This is a genomic window from Streptomyces sp. NPDC043176 (assembly GCF_056436715.1).
The window spans coordinates 214,842-234,404 of the sequence record NZ_JBWKCA010000006.1; the positions used below are offsets into that span (position 1 = coordinate 214,842).

The 19,563-nt window shown below is 69.3% G+C and carries 17 protein-coding genes; 8 read left to right on the forward strand and 9 right to left on the reverse strand.

Annotated elements, in window-relative coordinates; all coding sequences use genetic code 11:
• Positions 1–24 precede the first annotated feature (24 nt).
• Entirely contained in the window at positions 25–477 is a 453-nt protein-coding gene (locus AC067A_RS12360; protein WP_478618246.1) for an N-acetyltransferase family protein, read from the forward strand.
• Between the two features lie 92 nt (positions 478–569).
• On the opposite strand, the gene AC067A_RS12365 is transcribed toward AC067A_RS12360, so the two are convergent.
• Both AC067A_RS12365 and dnaB read right to left on the reverse strand, forming a co-directional pair.
• On the reverse strand, positions 570–1,952 hold the full coding sequence (locus AC067A_RS12365) for a serine hydrolase domain-containing protein (protein WP_478618249.1): 1,383 nt from the start codon (positions 1,950–1,952) through the stop codon (positions 570–572).
• 52 nt (positions 1,953–2,004) lie between these two features.
• Positions 2,005–3,486, reverse strand: a complete 1,482-nt coding sequence (gene dnaB, locus AC067A_RS12370) for a replicative DNA helicase (RefSeq protein WP_478618252.1) — start codon at positions 3,484–3,486, stop codon at positions 2,005–2,007.
• Between the two features lie 423 nt (positions 3,487–3,909).
• Between dnaB and AC067A_RS12375 the strand changes: the two genes are divergently transcribed.
• Positions 3,910–5,247, forward strand: coding sequence for an MATE family efflux transporter (locus AC067A_RS12375; RefSeq protein ID WP_478618255.1), 1,338 nt, complete (start codon positions 3,910–3,912; stop codon positions 5,245–5,247).
• Positions 5,248–5,394: 147 nt separating this feature from the next.
• Here the strand turns inward: AC067A_RS12375 and rplI are convergent, their stop codons facing one another.
• The 4 genes from rplI to rpsF all read right to left on the reverse strand — a co-directional run bounded on the left by rplI (position 5,395) and on the right by rpsF (position 7,101).
• A complete protein-coding gene (gene rplI, locus AC067A_RS12380) occupies positions 5,395–5,841 on the reverse strand; it encodes a 50S ribosomal protein L9 (protein ID WP_030204953.1) in 447 nt (148 codons plus the stop codon).
• An 18-nt stretch (positions 5,842–5,859) separates the two neighbouring features.
• Complete coding sequence (gene rpsR / locus AC067A_RS12385; protein WP_005315025.1) at positions 5,860–6,096, reverse strand: 30S ribosomal protein S18; 237 nt, start codon at positions 6,094–6,096, stop codon at positions 5,860–5,862.
• 55 nt (positions 6,097–6,151) lie between these two features.
• The gene (locus tag AC067A_RS12390) at positions 6,152–6,736 is read right to left on the reverse strand and encodes a single-stranded DNA-binding protein (RefSeq protein WP_478618258.1); all 585 of its coding nucleotides are present in this window, start codon (positions 6,734–6,736) and stop codon (positions 6,152–6,154) included.
• Between the two features lie 74 nt (positions 6,737–6,810).
• Positions 6,811–7,101 (reverse strand): 30S ribosomal protein S6, encoded by a 291-nt coding sequence (gene rpsF / locus AC067A_RS12395; RefSeq protein ID WP_017240415.1) that lies wholly within the window; start codon positions 7,099–7,101, stop codon positions 6,811–6,813.
• Positions 7,102–7,384: 283 nt separating this feature from the next.
• On the opposite strand from rpsF, the gene AC067A_RS12400 reads away from it, so the two are divergent.
• The 3 genes from AC067A_RS12400 to AC067A_RS12410 all read left to right on the forward strand — a co-directional run bounded on the left by AC067A_RS12400 (position 7,385) and on the right by AC067A_RS12410 (position 10,043).
• Positions 7,385–7,699: a hypothetical protein gene (locus tag AC067A_RS12400; protein WP_478618261.1), complete on the forward strand. Its 315-nt coding sequence runs from the start codon at positions 7,385–7,387 to the stop codon at positions 7,697–7,699.
• Positions 7,700–7,818: 119 nt separating this feature from the next.
• Entirely contained in the window at positions 7,819–8,937 is a 1,119-nt protein-coding gene (locus AC067A_RS12405; RefSeq protein ID WP_389168595.1) for a lipid II:glycine glycyltransferase FemX, read from the forward strand.
• A gap of 74 nt (positions 8,938–9,011) precedes the next feature.
• The gene (locus AC067A_RS12410; RefSeq protein ID WP_478618265.1) at positions 9,012–10,043 is read left to right on the forward strand and encodes an alanine racemase; all 1,032 of its coding nucleotides are present in this window, start codon (positions 9,012–9,014) and stop codon (positions 10,041–10,043) included.
• A 55-nt stretch (positions 10,044–10,098) separates the two neighbouring features.
• Here AC067A_RS12410 and AC067A_RS12415 read toward each other — a convergent pair whose 3' ends face one another.
• Together AC067A_RS12415 and AC067A_RS12420 are read right to left on the reverse strand one after the other, a co-directional pair.
• Positions 10,099–11,631, reverse strand: a complete 1,533-nt coding sequence (locus AC067A_RS12415) for a glycosyltransferase family 87 protein (protein ID WP_478618268.1) — start codon at positions 11,629–11,631, stop codon at positions 10,099–10,101.
• 112 nt (positions 11,632–11,743) lie between these two features.
• Positions 11,744–14,479, reverse strand: coding sequence for a transglycosylase domain-containing protein (locus AC067A_RS12420; protein WP_478618271.1), 2,736 nt, complete (start codon positions 14,477–14,479; stop codon positions 11,744–11,746).
• A gap of 370 nt (positions 14,480–14,849) precedes the next feature.
• Between AC067A_RS12420 and AC067A_RS12425 the strand changes: the two genes are divergently transcribed.
• The 3 genes from AC067A_RS12425 (at position 14,850) to AC067A_RS12435 (ending at position 17,996) form a co-directional block, all read left to right on the forward strand.
• Positions 14,850–15,530: a PadR family transcriptional regulator gene (locus AC067A_RS12425; RefSeq protein ID WP_478618274.1), complete on the forward strand. Its 681-nt coding sequence runs from the start codon at positions 14,850–14,852 to the stop codon at positions 15,528–15,530.
• A 48-nt stretch (positions 15,531–15,578) separates the two neighbouring features.
• Positions 15,579–16,661: an inositol-3-phosphate synthase gene (locus AC067A_RS12430; RefSeq protein WP_478618277.1), complete on the forward strand. Its 1,083-nt coding sequence runs from the start codon at positions 15,579–15,581 to the stop codon at positions 16,659–16,661.
• A 75-nt stretch (positions 16,662–16,736) separates the two neighbouring features.
• Positions 16,737–17,996 carry an MFS transporter gene (locus AC067A_RS12435; protein WP_478618279.1) on the forward strand — a complete coding sequence of 420 codons (1,260 nt, stop codon included), beginning with the start codon at positions 16,737–16,739 and terminating at the stop codon, positions 17,994–17,996.
• 85 nt (positions 17,997–18,081) lie between these two features.
• Here the strand turns inward: AC067A_RS12435 and AC067A_RS12440 are convergent, their stop codons facing one another.
• On the reverse strand, positions 18,082–19,524 hold the full coding sequence (locus AC067A_RS12440) for a CCA tRNA nucleotidyltransferase (protein WP_478618281.1): 1,443 nt from the start codon (positions 19,522–19,524) through the stop codon (positions 18,082–18,084).
• Between the last annotated feature and the right edge of the window lie 39 nt (positions 19,525–19,563).

Here is a 19,563-nt window from a genome sequence, read left to right on the forward strand (position 1 = left end):
GCGGCCGGGCGTACGCTGCGGAGCATGAACGATCTTGACATACGCCCCGCCACCGCAGAGGACATCCCGGCCATCGTCGCCATGCTCGCCGACGACCCGCTCGGCGCGCAGCGGGAGTCCCCCGACGACCTCGCCCCGTACCTCACGGCCTTCGAGCGCCTCGCGAACGACCCCCACCAGCACGTCATGGTGGCCGTCCGCGGCGAGAAGGTCGTCGGAACCCTCCAGCTCACGGTGATCCCGGGACTCTCCCGCCGCGGCACCACCCGGTCGATCGTCGAGGGCGTCCGCATCCATGCCGACGAGCGGGGCAGCGGCCTCGGCACCCGGCTCATCGAGTGGGCCGTCGAGGAGTCCGGTCGCCAGGACTGCCGCCTGGTGCAGCTGACCTCCGACGTCACCCGCACCGATGCCCACCGCTTCTACGAGCGACTCGGCTTCGAGGCCTCCCATGTGGGCTTCAAGAAGAGCCTCTGACGTCCATGGGGCGGTGCCGCTGAGGCACCGCGCGCGAACAGCGTGCCGGGGCGCTCCCGGCACGCTGTTTCACGTGAAACCCCCTGCTCAGCTCAGAGGCCGCGCCACCCCGCCTCGTCGACGCCGCCCGGCACCGCGTCCTCCGGCGCGTACGGCTCCCGCGTGAAGACGAACGACCCGAGGTCGAGATGGCTCACGCTGCCGTCCTCGCGCCGCACCGCCCGGAGCGTCTCCCCCTCGTAGTAGCCGTTCAGCCCGACCCAGCCGCCGCCGGGCAGCGCCCGGAAGCGGGCGCGCCGACCGGCACCCCGAAGGGGTTCGAGCACCACGCTCCGCTCGGGACCGAGCCTCAGGCCGTACGCGTACGTCCCCCAGTACCAGGGCCCCGTGAGGGACAGGAGCTCCTCGTCGACCTCGGCCTCCGGCAGCGGGCGCCACGGCTGCGGGAACCTCGGCTCGGCGTCCGCCACGATCCGTACCAGGTCGGCGGCCACACCGCCGATCGGGACCCCCGAGGTGGTGTTGGAGAGGGCGACTCCCGCCAGCCCGTCCTCGACGCTCACCCAGAGGCAGGCGACGAAGCCCGGGAGGGATCCGGTGTGGCCGATCAGGGTCCGTCCGTCCTTGCTGATCAGCTGGAGCCCGAGCCCGTAGCTCCCCTCCCAGTCCCCCTCGCCGGCCGCGGCCGCCGGTGCCCGCATCTCCGCCACGGAGGCCGCACCGAGTACCCGCTCATGTCCCGCCGCGAGGAACGCGGCGAACCGCCCGAGGTCGGCAGCGGTCGACCAGAGCTGCCCCGCCGGCGCCATGACGCCCAGGTGCTCGGACGGCTCGGGCAGCATCACATCGGCCCAGGGGTGCACCGCCCAGCCGCCGGCGTGCGGAGCGACGGGGTCGACCGTCGTCCGGTCCATCCCCAGCGGCTCCAGGATCTCGCGCCGCAGCGCCTCCTCCCAGGTCACGCCACGCACCGCCTCGACCAGCGAACCGAGCAGCGTGTAACCGGGGTTGGAGTAGTGGTGGCGGCGCCCCGGGGCCCGCAGGAAGGGCTCCTTCCCCAGCACGTCGGAGAGCTCCGGGCGCAGCTCGGCGGACGACCTCTCCCACCATGAGCCGGGCGTCTCGGCGGCGAGGCCCCCGCTGTGGCCGAGGAGTTGGGCGATCGTCACCTCTCCGACCCCCGTGCCCTTGAGGTGCCGGTCCAGCGGATCGTCGAGCCCGAGGAGACCCTCGTCCCGCAGCCGCAGCACCAGAACGGCGGTGAACACCTTGGTGATCGAGCCGATCCTGAACTGCGTGTCGGCGTCCGGCGCGTGTCCGTCCACGCAGCTGCGCGCACCGCTCCAGACCATCGCTCCGTCGCGGACCACCGCCCCCACCAGGGACGGCGCCCGCCCCTCGGCCTGAGCCACCGCGACGCGGTGGAGCAGGGCGCGCTCGGTACCGGGCAACAAAGCTTCGAAAGATGTCGTCACGGACGATCCAACGCCCTGTCACATACGAAGCTTCCCGCGCGGGGTGCTCGGATCAGGTCTGCGCCATGTCGACGAAGCGCGAGTAGTGGCCCTGGAAGGCCACGGTGATCGTGGCCGTCGGACCGTTACGGTGCTTGCCCACGATGATGTCCGCCTCGCCGGCTCGCGGGGACTCCTTCTCGTAGGCGTCCTCGCGGTGCAGCAGGATGACCATGTCGGCGTCCTGCTCGATCGAGCCGGACTCACGCAGGTCGGAGACCATCGGCTTCTTGTCGGTGCGCTGCTCGGGACCACGGTTCAGCTGCGAGAGCGCGATGACCGGGAGCTCCAGTTCCTTGGCGAGGAGCTTCAGGTTTCGCGACATGTCGGAGACCTCCTGCTGACGGCTCTCCTGCCGCTTGGAGCCACCCGACTGCATGAGCTGCAGGTAGTCGATGATGACGAGCTTGAGGCCGTTGCGCTGCTTGAGCCGGCGGCACTTGGCCCGGATCTCCATCATCGACAGGTTCGGCGAGTCGTCGATGTACAGCGGGGCCTGGGAGACGTCCGGCATGCGGCGGGCGAGGCGCGTCCAGTCCTCGTCGGTCATCGTGCCGGAGCGCATGTGGTGGAGCGCGACCCGGGCCTCGGCCGAGAGCAGACGCATCGCGATCTCGTTGCGTCCCATTTCGAGGGAGAAGATGACGCTGGGCAGGTTGTGCTTGATGGACGCCGCCCGGGCGAAGTCCAGGGCGAGGGTCGACTTACCCATGGCGGGTCGGGCCGCGATGATGATCATCTGGCCCGGGTGCAGCCCGTTGGTGAGCGAGTCGAGGTCGGTGAAGCCGGTGGGCACACCGGTCATCTCTCCGCTGCGGGAGCCGATCGCCTCGATCTCGTCGAGCGCCCCCTCCATGATGTCGCCGAGCGGCAGGTAGTCCTCGGTGGTCCGCTGCTCGGTGACGGCGTAGATCTCGGCCTGTGCCGAGTTCACGATCTCGTCGACGTCGCCGTCGGCCGCGTAGCCCATCTGCGTGATCTTGGTGCCGGCCTCGACGAGGCGGCGCAGGACGGCGCGCTCGTGGACGATCTCCGCGTAGTACGAGGCGTTGGCCGCAGTCGGTACCGACTGGACCAGGGTGTGGAGATAGGAGGCGCCGCCGACGCGGGTGATCTCGCCGCGCTTGGTGAGCTCGGCGCCGACCGTGATCGGGTCGGCCGGCTCACCCTTGGCGTAGAGGTCGAGGATCGCCGCATAGACCGTCTCGTGGGCGGGCTTGTAGAAGTCGTTGCCCTTGATGATCTCCACGACGTCCGCGATGGCGTCCTTGGAGAGCAGCATGCCGCCGAGGACGGACTGCTCGGCGTCGAGGTCCTGCGGGGGGACGCGCTCGAAGCCGTTGAGGCCGCCGCCCCAGGAACCGTCGCTGCCCCGCTCGTGCTGGTCGTCACGGCCGCGACCGCGACCGCGGCCTTCGCCGCGGGTACGGGTGGGCAGCAGGTCACTCGGTCCGCTGTCGGCCCAAGGGTCGTCCATGGGCTCGGTCATGCTCACCAAGCGCCTCCTCCCGTCCGCTCCGCGGACCTCGCCCTGCCACTCTTTCCTACGCCACGGGCTTGATCAACGAGTGGCTCTGCGACCGCTTCTGGCGCGTCGGGCGCCGCACCACGGTAGGCCCGCGGGAGGCGTCAGCCAATCTGGTTATCCACAGGCCCTGTGGGTGAAGGCCCAGATGCTGTGGAGAACTCGCCGGAACCTGTGCACGGATCGGGGGACAGCCATGTGGACAAACTCATAGCACCCTTGAACTCACCACCCTGACCTGCGGTTTCTCCATCCACGGCCTGTGCAGGAGAAAAAGTTCTCCCCCGGGATCAAGATCAGAACAAACGGCCCACACCCGAAGCCCCGAGCCCCCGGGAAGTAAGGATCAACAATGCACTAGATCTCTTACCTGTGGAAGATTAGATTGACCCCATGAGCCAGGCTCCCGTGACCTCCAAGGCCGTCCGTCGACAGCACGACCGCGAGATCGTCTCCCTCGCCCTGCCGGCCTTCGGCGCCCTCGTCGCCGAGCCGCTCTTCCTCATGGTCGACAGTGCCATCGTCGGTCACCTCGGGACCCCCCAACTGGCGGGCCTCGCGATCGCCGCCGCTCTGCTCTCCACCGCCGTCAGCGTCTTCGTCTTCCTCGCCTACGCCACCACGGCCGCCGTCTCGCGGCGCGTGGGCGCGGGAGACCTCCCGGCCGCGATCCGGCAGGGGATGGACGGCATCTGGCTCGCTCTTCTGCTCGGCGCCGCCGTCGTGGCCCTGACCCTGCCCACCGCGCCGGGGCTGATCGGCGTCTTCGGGGCCTCCGACACCGCCGCGCCGTACGCCGTCACCTATCTCCGGATCTCCAGCCTCGGGATCCCCGCCATGTTGGTGGTCCTGGCCGCCACCGGCGTGCTGCGCGGCCTCCAGGACACCCGTACACCGCTCTATGTGGCCATCGGAGGCTTCGCCGCCAACGCCGCGCTCAACGTGGGACTGGTCTACGGAGCCGGTCTGGGTATCGCCGGCTCCGCCTGGGGCACGGTCATCGCCCAGTACGGCATGGCCGTGGTCTACCTCGTCGTGGTCGTGCGGGGCGCGCGGCGCCATGGAGCCTCCCTCCGCCCTGACGCGGCCGGCATCCGTGCCTCCGCGCAGGCCGGCGTCCCCCTGCTCGTCCGTACGCTCTCGCTCCGCGCGGTCCTGATGATCGCCACGGCCGTCGCGGCCCGGCTGGGCGACGCCGAGGTCGCCGCCCACCAGATCATCCTGTCCCTGTGGAGCCTCATGGCCTTCGCCCTCGACGCCATCGCCATCGCCGGCCAGGCCATCATCGGCCGCTATCTCGGCGCGGACGACGCCCAGGGAGCCCGGCAGGTCTGCCGTCGCATGGTCCAGTGGGGCGTGGTGTCCGGCGTCGTCCTGGGCGTGCTCCTCGTCGCCGCCCGCCCCGTGTTCATTCCGCTCTTCACCGGCGACACGACGGTCCAGGACACCCTGCTGCCGGCCTTGCTGGTGGTCGCGGTCTCCCAGCCGATCTCCGGCGTCGTCTTCGTGCTCGACGGCGTCCTGATGGGTGCGGGGGACGGCCCGTACCTCGCCTGGGCCATGCTGCTGACCCTCGCTGTCTTCGCCCCGGTGGCCCTGCTGATCCCGGCGTTCGGCGGAGGTCTCACGGCCCTCTGGTGGGCGATGACGCTGATGATGACGGTGCGGATGCTCACGCTCTGGCTGCGTGCCCGCTCCGGTCGCTGGATCGTCACCGGGGCCACACGCTGAACGTTTCACGTGGAACGCCCGGTTTCGCGTGAAACAGACGCCCCGTTTCACGTGAAACAGCGGAAGGGCCGCGGAAACAGCGGAAGGGCCGCACCCCGAGGGGTGCGGCCCTTCCTCACTGCTGAGCGCAGACTGCCAAGGGCAGCGTTACGCGGCGACGACCTCGACGCCGAGCTTCGCGGCAACCTCGGGGTGCAGACGCACGGACACCTGGTGCGAGCCCAGGGTCTTGATCGGCGAACCGAGCTCGACGCGACGCTTGTCGACGTCGGGGCCACCCGCGGACTTGATCGCCGAGGCGATGTCGGCCGGGGTCACGGAGCCGAAGAGACGGCCGGCGTCGCCGGAGCGAACGGCCAGGCGCACCTTCGTGCCCTCGAGCCGGGCCTTGATCTCGTTGGCCTGCTCGATGGTCGCGATCTCGTGGATCTTGCGGGCGCGGCGGATCTGCGCCACGTCCTTCTCGCCACCCTTGGTCCAGCGGATCGCGAAACCACGCGGGACCAGGTAGTTGCGAGCGTAGCCGTCCTTGACGTCGACGACGTCGCCAGCGGCACCGAGGCCAGAGACCTCGTGGGTGAGGATGATCTTCATTTTTCGGTCACCCTTCCCTTATCGCGCGGTGGACGTGTAGGGCAGCAGCGCCATCTCACGGCTGTTCTTCACGGCCGTGGCGACGTCACGCTGGTGCTGCGTGCAGTTGCCGGTAACGCGGCGGGCACGGATCTTGCCACGGTCGGAAATGAACTTCCGCAGCATGTTCGTGTCCTTGTAGTCCACGTACGCGGTCTTGTCCTTGCAGAACGCGCAGACCTTCTTCTTAGGCTTGCGCACAGGCGGCTTCGCCATGGTGTTTCTCCTGTGTGATCAAGAAGTGGGGGTACGAGCTGCTTCCAGGCGAGGCCTAGAAGGGGGGCTCGTCCGAGTAGCCGCCGCCGGAGTTTCCACCCCAGCTGCCTCCGCCGCCCTGCTGGCCGCCGGAGGGAGCACCGCCGCCGGTCGCCCACGGGTCGTCGGCGGGAGCACCGCCACCACCCTGCTGGGAACCGCCGGAGTTTCCACCCCAGCTGCCACCGCCGCCGGCCTGCTGGCCGCCGCCGCCGTATCCACCCTGGCCACCGCGACCGGTGGTCTTGGTGACCTTGGCCGTGGCGTTCTTGAGGCTGGGGCCGACTTCCTCGACGTCCAGCTCGTAGACCGTGCGCTTGACGCCCTCACGGTCCTCGTAGGACCGCTGCTTCAGGCGGCCCTGCACGACGACGCGCATGCCTCGCTGAAGCGACTCCGCGACGTTCTCCGCCGCCTGACGCCAGACCGAGCAGGTGAGGAACAGGCTCTCGCCGTCCTTCCACTCATTGGTCTGACGGTCGAAGGTGCGGGGGGTGGACGCGATACGGAACTTCGCGACCGCCGCACCGGACGGGGTGAAGCGCAGCTCGGGGTCGTCGACAAGATTGCCGACGACCGTGATGACGGTCTCGCCTGCCATGGGGGAACCTCTCGGCGGGTTTGCTTCTGGCTGCTTTGTTGCTACTCGGACCCGATGACCTCTGAGCTAGAAGCTCAGTGGGTCTCGGGACGGAGGACCTTGGTCCGGAGGACCGACTCGTTCAGGTTCATCTGGCGGTCGAGCTCCTTGACGACCGCAGGCTCGGCCTGCAGGTCGATGACCGAGTAGATGCCCTCGGGCTTCTTCTTGATCTCGTACGAGAGACGACGACGGCCCCAGGTGTCGACCTTCTCGACCTTTCCGTTCGCCTCACGGACGACGGAGAGGAAGTTCTCGATCAGGGGGGCGACAGCGCGCTCCTCCAGATCGGGGTCGAGGATGACCATCACCTCGTAGTGACGCATGTGGAACCCACCTCCTTTGGACTCAGCGGCCACGGTCGTTCCGTGGCAGGAGGGTCGTGATGCGTGAGCAACGGTATCCGCCACCACTGACAATCCCCTCGACGAGCGAGGGGGCCGTCGGGGATCCCGGAGGGAACTGGGCAGACACCGGCGCAGCTGTACAGAGTACCCGCACATCGCTCTCCGGTTGAAATTTCCCCGGGAAGGGCCGCAACCTGGACACGACGGATGTCGGCGGCGCCCTGATGCGCCGCCCTCGTGCAGCAACGCCAGGAGGTGCCCCATGGCACAGGCAATGCGACCCGACCCCGGCCACTCCCTCTTCGCGACCGACGGCAAGCCCCACCCCCTCCAGGACGCCCTGGTCGGCGTGACGGTGGTCCTGGGCGTCCTCGCCTTCGTCACCGCGATGTTCGACAGCCTGCACCTGCTGAGCTCCTGGGCGGGCCTGATCGGCATCCTGACCGGTGCCTACGGACAGTTCATCTCCGTGACGACCCGCGAGCGCTTCCTGCTGGTCCTCGGACTCGGCGCCTCGGCGTTCGGCTTCTACCTCGGCATGGCGCACGGAGGCCTCTTCGGCGGCGTCGGCAGCTGAGCCCAGCGGCACGTCAGGGCGTACACGCCACTCCGGGGCGCTTCCCGGTCACAGTAGGCTTCGGCGCGAGAGCCGGAGCCCCTGACCGATGGGGACACACCTGCCGAGGAGCGCCCCGCATGAGCCTGACCCTGAGGACCATCAGCCGTGAGCAGCATCTGGCATTCATCCAGAGCCAGCCCGCGGCGAGCCACTGCCAGGTCCCGGCGTGGGCTGATGTGAAGACCGAGTGGCGCTCGGAGAACCTCGGCTGGTTCGACAAGTCCGGTGAACTCGTCGGCGCCGGTCTGGTGCTCTACCGCCAGCTCCCGAAGATCAAGCGCTACCTCGCCTACCTGCCCGAGGGCCCGGTCATCAACTGGTACGCGCCCAACCTCGACGACTGGCTGCAGCCGATGCTGGCGCACCTCAAGCAGCAGGGCGCCTTCTCCGTGAAGATGGGCCCGCCGGTCGTCATCCGGCGCTGGGACTCGGCCGCCATCAAGGCCGGCATCCAGGACCCGGACGTCAAGCGCCTCAAGGACGTCGAGGCCACCCACATCGAGCCGCGTGCCTTCGAAGTCGCGGACCGGCTGCGGAAGATGGGCTGGCAGCAGGGCGAGGACGGCGGCGCGGGCTTCGGCGACGTCCAGCCCCGGTACGTCTTCCAGGTCCCGCTCGCGAACCGCTCGCTCGACGACGTCCTCAAGGGCTTCAACCAGCTGTGGCGCCGGAACATCAAGAAGGCCGAGAAGGCCGGCGTCGAGGTCGTCCAGGGCGGCTACGAGGACCTGGCCGAGTGGCAGCGCCTCTACGAGATCACGGCCGTCCGCGACCACTTCCGGCCGCGCCCGCTCTCGTACTTCCAGCGCATGTGGACCGTCCTCAACAGCGAGGACCCCAACCGCATGCGGCTCTACTTCGCCCGCCACAACGGCGTGAACCTCTCCGCCGCGACCATGCTCGTGGTCGGCGGCCACGTCTGGTACTCGTACGGCGCCTCCGACAACATCGGCCGTGAGGTCCGGCCCTCGAACGCGATGCAGTGGCGGATGCTGCGCGACGCCTACGCGATGGGCGCGACCGTCTACGACCTGCGGGGCATCTCGGACTCGCTCGACGAGACCGACCACCTGTTCGGACTCATCCAGTTCAAGGTGGGCACCGGCGGCGAGGCCGTCGAGTACGTCGGCGAGTGGGACTTCCCGCTGAACAAGCTGCTCCACAAGGCGCTCGACATCTACATGTCGCGCCGCTGAGGGTTCCGTAGGCTTTCGTAGTCTCGTACACATCTTTGATACACCGCTGCCACCAGAAAGGTTCCGGGCCGGCCATGGCGCTCTCCCTCTACGTCGACACCGCTCGCTGGCGCGCGCACCAGAAGAGCGTCATCGACCAGTTCCCCGGTCTCATCCCGGTCTGCAAGGGCAACGGATACGGCTTCGGACACGAGCGTCTCGCCGACGAGGCGGCCCGTTTCGGCTCCGACATGCTCGCCGTGGGCACCACGTACGAAGCCGCGAAGATCAAGGACTGGTTCGGCGGCGACCTGCTGGTGCTCACCCCGTTCCGGCGGGGTGAGGAACCGGTTCCGCTGCCCGACCGGGTGATCCGTTCCGTGTCGTCCGTGGACGGCGTCCGGGCCCTGGTCGGCGCCCGGGTCGTGATCGAGTGCATGAGCTCGATGAAGCGGCACGGCGTCCACGAGGAGGAGCTCCAGCAGCTCCACGCGGCCATCGAGGACGTCCGCCTGGAGGGCTTCGCCCTCCACCTGCCCCTGGACCGCCCGGACGGCACGGACGCCGTCGAGGAGGTCATCGGCTGGATGGACCGCCTGCGGGCCGCGCGGCTTCCGCTGCACACCATGTTCGTCAGCCACCTGCGGGCCGAGGAGCAGGCCCGGCTCCAGCAGCAGTTCCCGCAGACCCGGTTCCGCGCCCGGATCGGCACCCGGCTGTGGCTGGGCGACCACGAGGCCACCGAGTACCGCGGCGCGGTCCTCGACGTGACCCGGGTGGCCAAGGGCGACCGGTTCGGCTACCGCCAGCAGAAGGCCGCTTCGGACGGCTGGCTGGTCGTCGTCGCCGGCGGCACGTCGCACGGCGTGGGCCTCGAGGCGCCCAAGGCGATGCACGGCGTCATGCCGCGCGCCAAGGGAGTCGCCCGGGCCGGTCTCGCCACCGTCAACCGGAACCTGTCGCCCTTCGTCTGGGCCGGGAAGCAGCGCTGGTTCGCCGAACCGCCGCACATGCAGGTGTCGATCCTGTTCGTGCCCTCCGACGCCGAGGAGCCCCGGGTCGGCGACGAGCTCGTGGCCCATCTGCGCCACACCACCACGCAGTTCGACCGGCTCGTCGAGCGCTGAGCCGACCGCGACGGACGACCCCCCGGGAGCGGCGCTCCCGGGGGGTCGTCCGTTCTCAGGGCCGCTCGCGGACGCCCCACGGGTAGTTCGGATCGTCGGAGGTGCCCCAGCTCACCCGCTGTCCCTCCTCGGTGCCCGGCGCGGCGTGGCGGGCCGGACGCGCGGCCCGTCCCGTGACGAAGACGTCCTCCGCGCCGTCCAGGACACCGCCCGAGGGGTCGTCCGCGCCGTCCTGCCGCACCGGGTCCTTCTCGGGCGCCAGGATGTCGCGTACGACCATCGCGCACAGGTACAGCGTGCCGAGCAGGTGCAGGATGATCGCGAACTGGTAGCCGTCCACCGGCAGTCCCTGCTTGTTGCCGCTGCTCGTGAACGCCAGGTACATCCAGATGCCGAGGAAGTACACGACCTCGCACGCCTGCCAGACCAGGAAGTCGCGCCAGCGGGGCCGGGCGAGCGCCGCCAGCGGGACCAGCCACAGGACGTACTGCGGCGAGTAGACCTTGTTGGTGAGCACGAACGCGGCGACGACCAGGAAGGCCAGCTGGACGAAGCGGGGCCGGCGGGGGGCCGTGAACGCCAGGTAGGCGAGCCCGACCGCGGCCATCGCCATCAGCAGCACCGCGTACAGGTTGGCCCGCTCCGGCGGGATCGTCGTGCCCGTCCGCTGGCTGACCAGCAGCCAGATCGACCCGAAGTCGACGTTCCGGGCCCGGCTGAACAGGTAGAACTGCTTCCAGCCCTCGGGAGCGAGCAGCATCACGGGCAGGTTCACGACCAGCCAGGCGCCGCCGGCCCCGAGCACCGCGGCCCCGTACTCCCGCCACTTCCCGGCCCGGGCACAGAGCAGCAGCAGGGGCAGCAGGAGCAGTATCGGGTAGAACTTGGCGGCGGTGGCCAGGCCGAGCAGGATGCCGAAGGCCAGCGGCCGTCCGCGCGACCACATCAGGACGGCGGTGGCGGTCAGCGCGACGGCCAGTATGTCCCAGTTGATCGTCGCGGTGAGCGCGACCGAGGGCGCCAGGGCCACCAGGAGCCCGTCCCAGGGGCGCAGGCGGTGCGTACGGGTCACGCAGACCGCGAGGACGGCCGCGCACACCATCAGCAGGCCCGCGTTGGCCAGCCAGTACGCCCGCTCGTTCTCGGCCGGGTCGCCGCCCCCCGGCGTCAGCCAGGCCGCGACCTCCATGAACAGGCCCGTCAGGACGGGGTACTCCAGGAACGGTATGTCGCCGCCCAGCCGGTCGAAGTAGGGCACCAGGCCGTCCGCGAAGCCCCGCCCGGCGAAGAGGTGGGGGATGTCGGAGTAGCAGGCGTGGGTGTACTGGGAGGTCGTCCCGCGGAACCAGGCCCAGTTGTAGCAGGGCAGCTTCTGCACCATGCCGAGGGCGAACATGCCGATGGCCACGAGGGAGATCACCCGCACGGGCGTGAGCTGTCCGGTGCCGGACAGCGCCCGGCGCCCGTAGGGGCCGCCGATCAGTTCGCTGCCCGCGGCGGCCACCTTGTCCCGGTGGGTGGGAATGACCGTCCGAGAGCGGCCCTGCGGCCGGTCCTGCGGCGCGCTCGTCTTCTGGAGGCTCGGCATGGGGGACATCCTGCCGTACGTCCCCGTGAAAACGGCGAGGGCCGCCGCGGCCGTTCCGTACGGAAGGTACGGAGCGGACGCGACGGCCCTCGGAGCGTGTCCGGGCGGAGGATCAGGGGATCCAGGTCCCGCCGCCGGGTCTGCCGTTCCCGCCGCCGCTCTCGTCCGTCGCCGTATCGGTCGGCGTCGGCGATTCCTGGCTGGGTGGTGTGGTCGTGGGCTCGCCCGTGCTGCCACCCGGGTTGCCCTGGTTGTTGCAGCTCCAGTCCCAGACGTCACAGGTCGTCTTGCCCGGCTTCGGGGTCCTGCTCGCCGGGGGAGTCGTGGTCGCGGTCGCCGGCGGGGTCGTCGACGGCGACATCGAGTCGGTGGGAGTCGGCGTGGCCGTCGGCGTAGGCGTCGGGCTGGTGGCGCCGCCGCCGAAGACGGGCTCGGCGTTCTCGATGTCCATCGGCTCGGGGAACTTCACGAACGGCATGCCCTCGACCGCCTGCGACATGTAGTCCTGCCAGATCCGCGACGGGAACGACGAACCGTGGATCTTCTCCTGACCGCCGGTGCCGTACATGTCCTCGAACTTGCGGTCCTTCTTCGTGTCGTCGTCGTCGTAGCGGTACATGTCGATCGCGGTCGCCAGCTGCGCGGTGTATCCCACGAACCAGGCCGACATGTTGTCGTCGGTGGTACCGGTCTTGCCGGCCACGGCGCGCCCGGGGATGCGTGCCTTCGTACCGGTGCCCTCGGGGTCGTCCACGACGTCACGGAGCACGTCGGTGACCTGGCTGGCGATCGCCGGCGAGAAGGGCTGCTTGGGCGCCGCCTCGTGCTTCTTGATGACGACGCCCTCCTTCTTGATGCTCTCCACCGAGTAGGGGTCGTTCTGCTTGCCCCCGTTGGCGAAGGTCGAGTAGGCGCCGGCCATGCGGATGGCGCTCGGGCTGGAGATGCCGAGGGAGAACGAGGGCACCTCGCCCTGGACGAGCGAGCTCTCCAGGAGACCGGAGTCGACGGCGGACTGGCGGACCTTGTCGATGCCGATGTCCATGCCGAGCTGCACGTACGGCGAGTTGGCGGAGCGGACCATGGCCCGGCGCAGCGAGATGCCGCCGTAGCTGGCGTTCTCGTCGTTGCTCTGCTTCCACTCCTTGCCGCTGCCGTCGAGCCAGATGTCGCCGTTGTACTTCCGGATGACCAGCTCGTCCTTGCCGTTGTAGCGGCTCTTGTCCGGGTCCAGGATCTTGCGGCTGGACTCGTCCTGCACCGGGCCGAGCTTCGGGTCCCGGACGCCGTACTTCATCGCGGCGGCGAGCACGAAGGGCTTGAACGTCGATCCGACCATGGCGCCGGTGGCGTCGGCGTTGTTGGTGAAGTGCTTGGTCGCGTCGGGTCCGCCGTAGAGGGCGACGATCTTCCCGGTGGCCGTGTCGACGGAAGCACCGCCGAACTGGACGTGGGTGTCGTCCTCCGGGCGCTTCTTCGGGTCGATCTTGGTGTCGAGGATCTTCTTGACCGACTTCTCGAGCTTGTTCACCTTGTCCTTCTCGAAGGTGGTGAAGATCTCGTAGCCGCCGCGCTCCAGGTCCTGGACGCTGATGCCGAACTGGCTCTTGATGTTCGCGTTGGCGGTCCTGACCAGGTAGCCGATCTGGCCGCCCAGGTTGGCGCTCTGGCCGGGCTTCTTCACCTTGGGGAAGGTGGTGTACTTCGCCCGGTCCTCGGCCGTGAGACGCCCGTCCTTCTGCATCTCGTCGAGGATCCACTTCCAGCGGAGGGTGGCCCGCTCGGTGTTCGCCTCGGCCGTGGCACGGGGGTCGATCTCGGGGTAGCCGGCCGGGTCGTAGTACGTCGCGCCCTTCAGCACCGCGGCGAGCAGCGCCGACTGGCTGGGGTCGAGGTCCTTGGCGTCCTTGTTGAAGTACGCGCGGGCCGCCGCCTGGATGCCGTAGGCACCCCGGCCGTAGTACGAGGTGTTCAGGTAGCCGGCCATGACGTCGCGCTTCTCGACCTCGTTGCCGACCTTCATGGAGATGAAGAGTTCCTTCACCTTCCGGGTGAGGGTCTGCGACTGGTCGTCGAGGCGGTTGTTCTTGACGTACTGCTGGGTGATGGTCGAGCCGCCCTGGGTCTCGCCGCCCTTGGCCATGTTCCACACGGCGCGGGCGATGCCCATCGGGTCGACGCCGCGGTCGTCCCAGAAGGTCTTGTTCTCCGCCGAGATCACCGCGTTCTGCATCGACGTCGGGATCTGCTCGATGGGGACGATCTGGCGGTTGGTGCCGCTGCCCGTCGCGACCATGCGGGTCTTGTCGGCCCAGTAGTAGATGTTGTTCTGCGAGGTCGCGGTCAGGGCCTGGTCGGGAATCTCCACCTGCGAGTACGCGATCGCGGCAGCGCCCATCAGACTGCCCACGAAGAACAGGAACGTGCCCGTCACGAGCTTCCACGACGGCATCCAGCGACGCCAGCCGTGCTTGTCGTACCGCGGATAGTCGATGATCCGCTTCTTGCCCGGCGGGCGACCGCCGGAGCCCCGCCCCGGACCGCTGCCGCCACCGCCGCCCCCGCGCCGGCCCCCGCCGCCGCCGGGACCACCGGGGCCTCCGGGGCCGTTGTCGGCGCCCTTGCGGCGACTGCCGCGCTGGGCGGCCCGGCGGGCCTCCGCGCGGCCGCCGTAAGGACGCTCCTCCTCCCCGTGTGAGGAGGGTGGGCCGTACGAGGCCGAAGGGGCCTCCACACCTACGTCATGGGCCGACCTGCGGCCCACCGGCTGCTGGGCAGCGCGCCGTGCCGCCGCGCGCCCACCCGTCGGCGGCTGCTGCGGCGGCATTTTGCGACGATGCTCGCTCATCGAACGACTACTCCTCGGGCAGGCGCGTACGCCTGGAAGCGGCAGTTGAGTTCCGGTCCCCCCGAAATGTGCACGCACGGCACCCCATCGGAGGCCCATCCGTACCGCAGCCGGTCACCCGCAGCACTGACGCCCCACGGCATCGCTCGGTTCCCGGTGGTCTGCATGCCGCACAGACTACGCACGGCCAAAACCCACGGAGAGCCGGACTTCCGCCCAAATCAGGCAAGTCGCCCCCTGTGAATTGACGATGTGACGCCGGTCACGGCGGTCCCACTTGTCGAGACAGACGGGCCGTTCTATCGTGCTGATGTATCGAGTCGATACATCAGCACGGCATAAAGGTCCCGGGAAGCGGAGGAGGCGACGGATGAGCAGGCGCTCGGGCATCCTCGAGTTCGCCGTTCTCGGCCTGCTTCGCGAGGCCCCCATGCACGGGTACGAGCTGCGCAAGCGCCTCAACACCTCGCTGGGCGTCTTCCGGGCCTTCAGCTACGGAACGCTGTATCCCTGCCTCAAGACGCTGGTCTCCAACGGCTGGTTGATCGAGGAGCCGGGCAGCGCTCCGGAGGAGGCCCTGGCGGCTTCACTCGCAGGACGCCGGGCCAAGATCGTCTACCGGTTGACGCCTGCCGGTAAGGAGCACTTCGAGGAGCTCCTCTCCCACACGGGCCCGGACGCCTGGGAGGACGAGCACTTCGCCGCCCGCTTCGCCTTCTTCGGTCAGACCGAACGCGAGGTGCGGATGCGGGTCCTGGAGGGCCGCCGCAGCCGGCTGGAGGAGCGCCTCGAGAAGATGCGCGCCTCCCTGGCCCGGACCCGAGAGCGCCTCGACGACTACACGCTTGAGCTGCAGCGCCACGGCATGGAGTCCGTGGAGCGCGAAGTGCGCTGGCTGAACGAGCTCATCGAGAGCGAGCGGGCAGGGCGGGATCAGCGATCCGGCTCCGACGCCCCCGCTCTGCACGACAACGATTCTGGAGAGACGGGCGGCCTGCCCCGGCACGGGGGCAGTACCCGGCCGGATCCGTCCGACGACACCGCCAAGTGAAACCCTGCGCACAGCAGGGCTTCCACGATCACACAGGGAGCAACCGGAATGGGTTCGGTTCGCGTAGCCATCGTCGGCGTGGGCAACTGCGCCGCCTCGCTGGTGCAGGGCGTCGAGTACTACAAGGACGCCGACCCGGCGACCAAGGTGCCCGGCCTGATGCACGTCCAGTTCGGCGAGTACCACGTCGGTGACGTCGAGTTCGTCGCCGCCTTCGACGTCGACGCGAAGAAGGTCGGCCTCGACCTCTCCGACGCCATCGGCGCCAGCGAGAACAACACCATCAAGATCTGCGACGTCCCGAACTCGGGCGTCACGGTTCAGCGTGGCCACACCCTCGACGGCCTGGGCAAGTACTACCGCCAGACCATCGAGGAGTCCGCCGAGACCCCGGTCGACGTCGTCCAGGTCCTGAAGGACAAGCAGGTCGACGTGCTCGTCTGCTACCTGCCCGTGGGTTCCGAGGCCGCCGCGAAGTTCTACGCGCAGTGCGCCATCGACGCCAAGGTCGCCTTCGTCAACGCCCTCCCGGTCTTCATCGCCGGCACCAAGGAGTGGGCGGACAAGTTCACCGAGGCCGGCGTCCCGATCGTCGGTGACGACATCAAGTCGCAGGTCGGCGCCACCATCACGCACCGCGTCATGGCGAAGCTCTTCGAGGACCGCGGTGTCCGCCTCGAGCGCACCATGCAGCTGAACGTCGGCGGCAACATGGACTTCAAGAACATGCTCGAGCGCGAGCGCCTGGAGTCCAAGAAGATCTCCAAGACGCAGGCCGTCACCTCGCAGATCCCCGACCGCGAGCTGGGCGAGAAGAACGTCCACATCGGTCCCTCGGACTACGTGGCCTGGCTGGACGACCGCAAGTGGGCGTACGTGCGCCTCGAGGGCCGCGCGTTCGGCGACGTTCCGCTGAACCTCGAGTACAAGCTCGAGGTGTGGGACTCCCCGAACTCCGCCGGTGTCATCATCGACGCCCTGCGCGCCGCGAAGATCGCCAAGGACCGGGGCATCGGCGGCCCGATCCTCTCCGCGTCCTCGTACTTCATGAAGTCCCCGCCGGTCCAGTACTTCGACGACGAGGCCCTCGCCAACGTCGAGAAGTTCATCAAGGGTGAGGTCGAGCGCTAAAGCGCCGCACGCTTGTCGATCGAGGGTCCCCGAGGCACTGCCCGGGGGCCCTCTTCGTATGTGAGTCTTGCTGCCATGTCCGTCGTACGTGATCTGCGCTTACTCCTGCGCGTGACGAACTTCCGCCGCCTGCTGGCCGTACGCCTGCTCTCGCAGTGCGCCGACGGCGTCTATCAGGTGGCCCTGGCCACGTACGTCGTCTTCTCCCCCGAGAAGCAGACCTCCCCCGCCGCCATCGCCTCGGCCATGGCCGTGCTCCTGCTCCCGTACTCGGTCGTCGGGCCCTTCGCCGGCGTACTCCTCGACCGCTGGCAACGGCGGCAGGTCTTCCTCTACGGGAACCTCCTGCGCGCCCTGCTCGCGTGCGGGACCGCCGTGCTGGTCCTCGCCTCCGTGCCCGACTGGCTCTTCTACGCCTCCGCCCTCTCCGTCACGGCCGTCAACCGCTTCGTCCTCGCCGGGCTTTCGGCCTCTCTGCCCAGGGTCGTCGACGACGAGCGACTGGTGGTGGCGAACTCGCTCTCCCCGACCGCGGGGACGCTCGCCGCGACGCTCGGCGGCGGTCTCGCGTTCGGCGTCCGGATGATCGCCGACGACTCCGACGCTGCCGTGGTGGCCTTCGGCGCCCTGCTCTACCTCTGCTCCGCACTGGCCTCCCTGCGGATGCCCCGAGAACTCCTGGGACCGGACCCGGGCCTCGTCCCGCAGCGGCTCGGCTCGGCTCTGGCCTCCACGGCCCACGGACTGGCCAGGGGGTTGCGGCACCTCGCCGAGCGCCGTTCCGCCGCCCGTGCCCTCATCGCGGTGGGCCTCATGCGCTTCTGTTACGGCGCGCTGCTCGTCACCGTGCTCATGCTCTGCCGCTACGCCTGGAGCTCCACCGACTCCGAGGGGCTCGGTCTCCTCGGAGTCGCCGTCGCCGCCTCGGGCGCGGGCTTCTTCGCGGCCGCCCTCCTCTCCCCCTGGGGGGTGGGACGGCTCGGCCCCTTCGGCTGGATGACCCTCTGCGCGGCCGCGGCCGCCGTCGTCGAGCCGGCACTCGGCCTGACCTTCGCCCCGGTGCCCTTCCTCGTGATCGCCTTCGTCCTGGGGCTGATCACCCAGGGAGCCAAGATCGCGACGGACACCGTGGTGCAGACCGCCGTCGACGATGCCTACCGAGGGCGGGTCTTCTCCCTGTACGACGTGCTCTTCAACGTCGCCTTCGTGGGGGCGGCGGGCGTCGCCGCGCTGATGCTGCCGCCCGACGGCCGTTCCCCTCTTCTGGTGGTCCTGGTGGCCGCGATCTACGCGGCGATCGCCGGGGCCCTGTGGCGGGAACGCACGAAGGGGTGATGTTTCACGTGAAACACCACCCCTGTCCGGCACGGAGAACGCCGCTGTTTCACGTGAAACAACGGCCCGCCGCACGCAGCACGGTTCAGTCCCGTGCCGCCCACCACTCCTTGAGTGCGGCGACAGCCTCGTCGTGCTCCATCGGCCCGTTCTCCAGGCGGAGCTCCAGCAGGAACTTGTACGCCTGACCGATGGCCGGTCCGGGGCCAATGCCGAGGGTCTCCTGGATCTGGTTGCCGTCGAGGTCGGGGCGGATCGCGTCCAGCTCCTCCTGCTCCTGGAGCTGGGCGATGCGGTCCTCCAGGCCGTCGTAGGCGCGGGAGAGCGCGGAGGCCTTGCGCTTGTTGCGCGTGGTGCAGTCCGAGCGGGTCAGCTTGTGCAGCCGGGAGAGCATCGGGCCGGCGTCACGGACGTAGCGGCGCACGGCGGAGTCGGTCCACTCACCGGTCCCGTAGCCGTGGAAGCGGAGATGCAGCTCCACCAGCCGCGAGACGTCCTTGATCATCTCGTTGGAGTACTTGAGCGCCGTCATGCGCCTCTTGGTCATCTTCGCGCCCACCACCTCGTGGTGGTGGAAGGAGACGCGGCCGTCCTTCTCGAAGCGACGCGTCCGCGGCTTCCCGATGTCATGGAGCAGGGCCGCGAGGCGCAACACCAGGTCGGGCCCGTCCTCCTCCAGGTCGATCGCCTGGTCGAGGACGGTCAGCGAGTGCTCGTAGACGTCCTTGTGCCGGTGGTGCTCGTCGCTCTCCAGCCGCAGCGACGGCAGCTCGGGCAGCACGTGGTCGGCGAGGCCCGTGTCGACGAGGAGACCGAGGCCCGTGCGGGGGTGTGCCGAGAGCAGCAGCTTGTTGAGTTCCTCACGGATCCGCTCGGCGGAGACGATCTCGATCCGGCCGGACATCTCCTTCATGGCCGTGACCACCTCGGGCGCGACCTCGAAGTCGAGCTGCGCGGCGAACCGCGCGGCGCGCATCATCCGCAGGGGGTCGTCGGAGAAGGACTCCTCCGGCGTACCCGGCGTGCGCAGCACCCGGGCGGCGAGATCCTCAAGGCCGCCGTACGGGTCGATGAACGTCTTCTCGGGCAGGGCCACGGCCATGGCGTTGACGGTGAAGTCACGCCGGACGAGGTCCGCGTCGATGGAGTCGCCGTAGGAGACCTCGGGCTTGCGCGAGGTCCGGTCGTACGCCTCCGAGCGGTACGTGGTGACCTCGATCTGGTAGCCGTCCTTCTGGGAGCCGACCGTCCCGAAGGCGATTCCGACCTCCCACACGGCGTCGGCCCACGGACGGACGATCTTCAGTACGTCCTCGGGGCGGGCGTCGGTGGTGAAGTCCAGGTCGTTGCCGAGTCGGCCGAGCAGCGCGTCCCGTACCGAGCCACCGACCAGCGCAAGGCTGAACCCGGCCTCCTGGAAACGGCGGGCGAGGTCGTCGGCGACAGGGGACACACGCAGCAGTTCACTGACCGCGCGGCGTTGCACCTGGCTCAGTGCAGTCGGGGTGTCTTCGTTGGCGTTCGGCACAACAGAAAAGGGTACGTGCCCCGGCTCGCCGCGACGTCC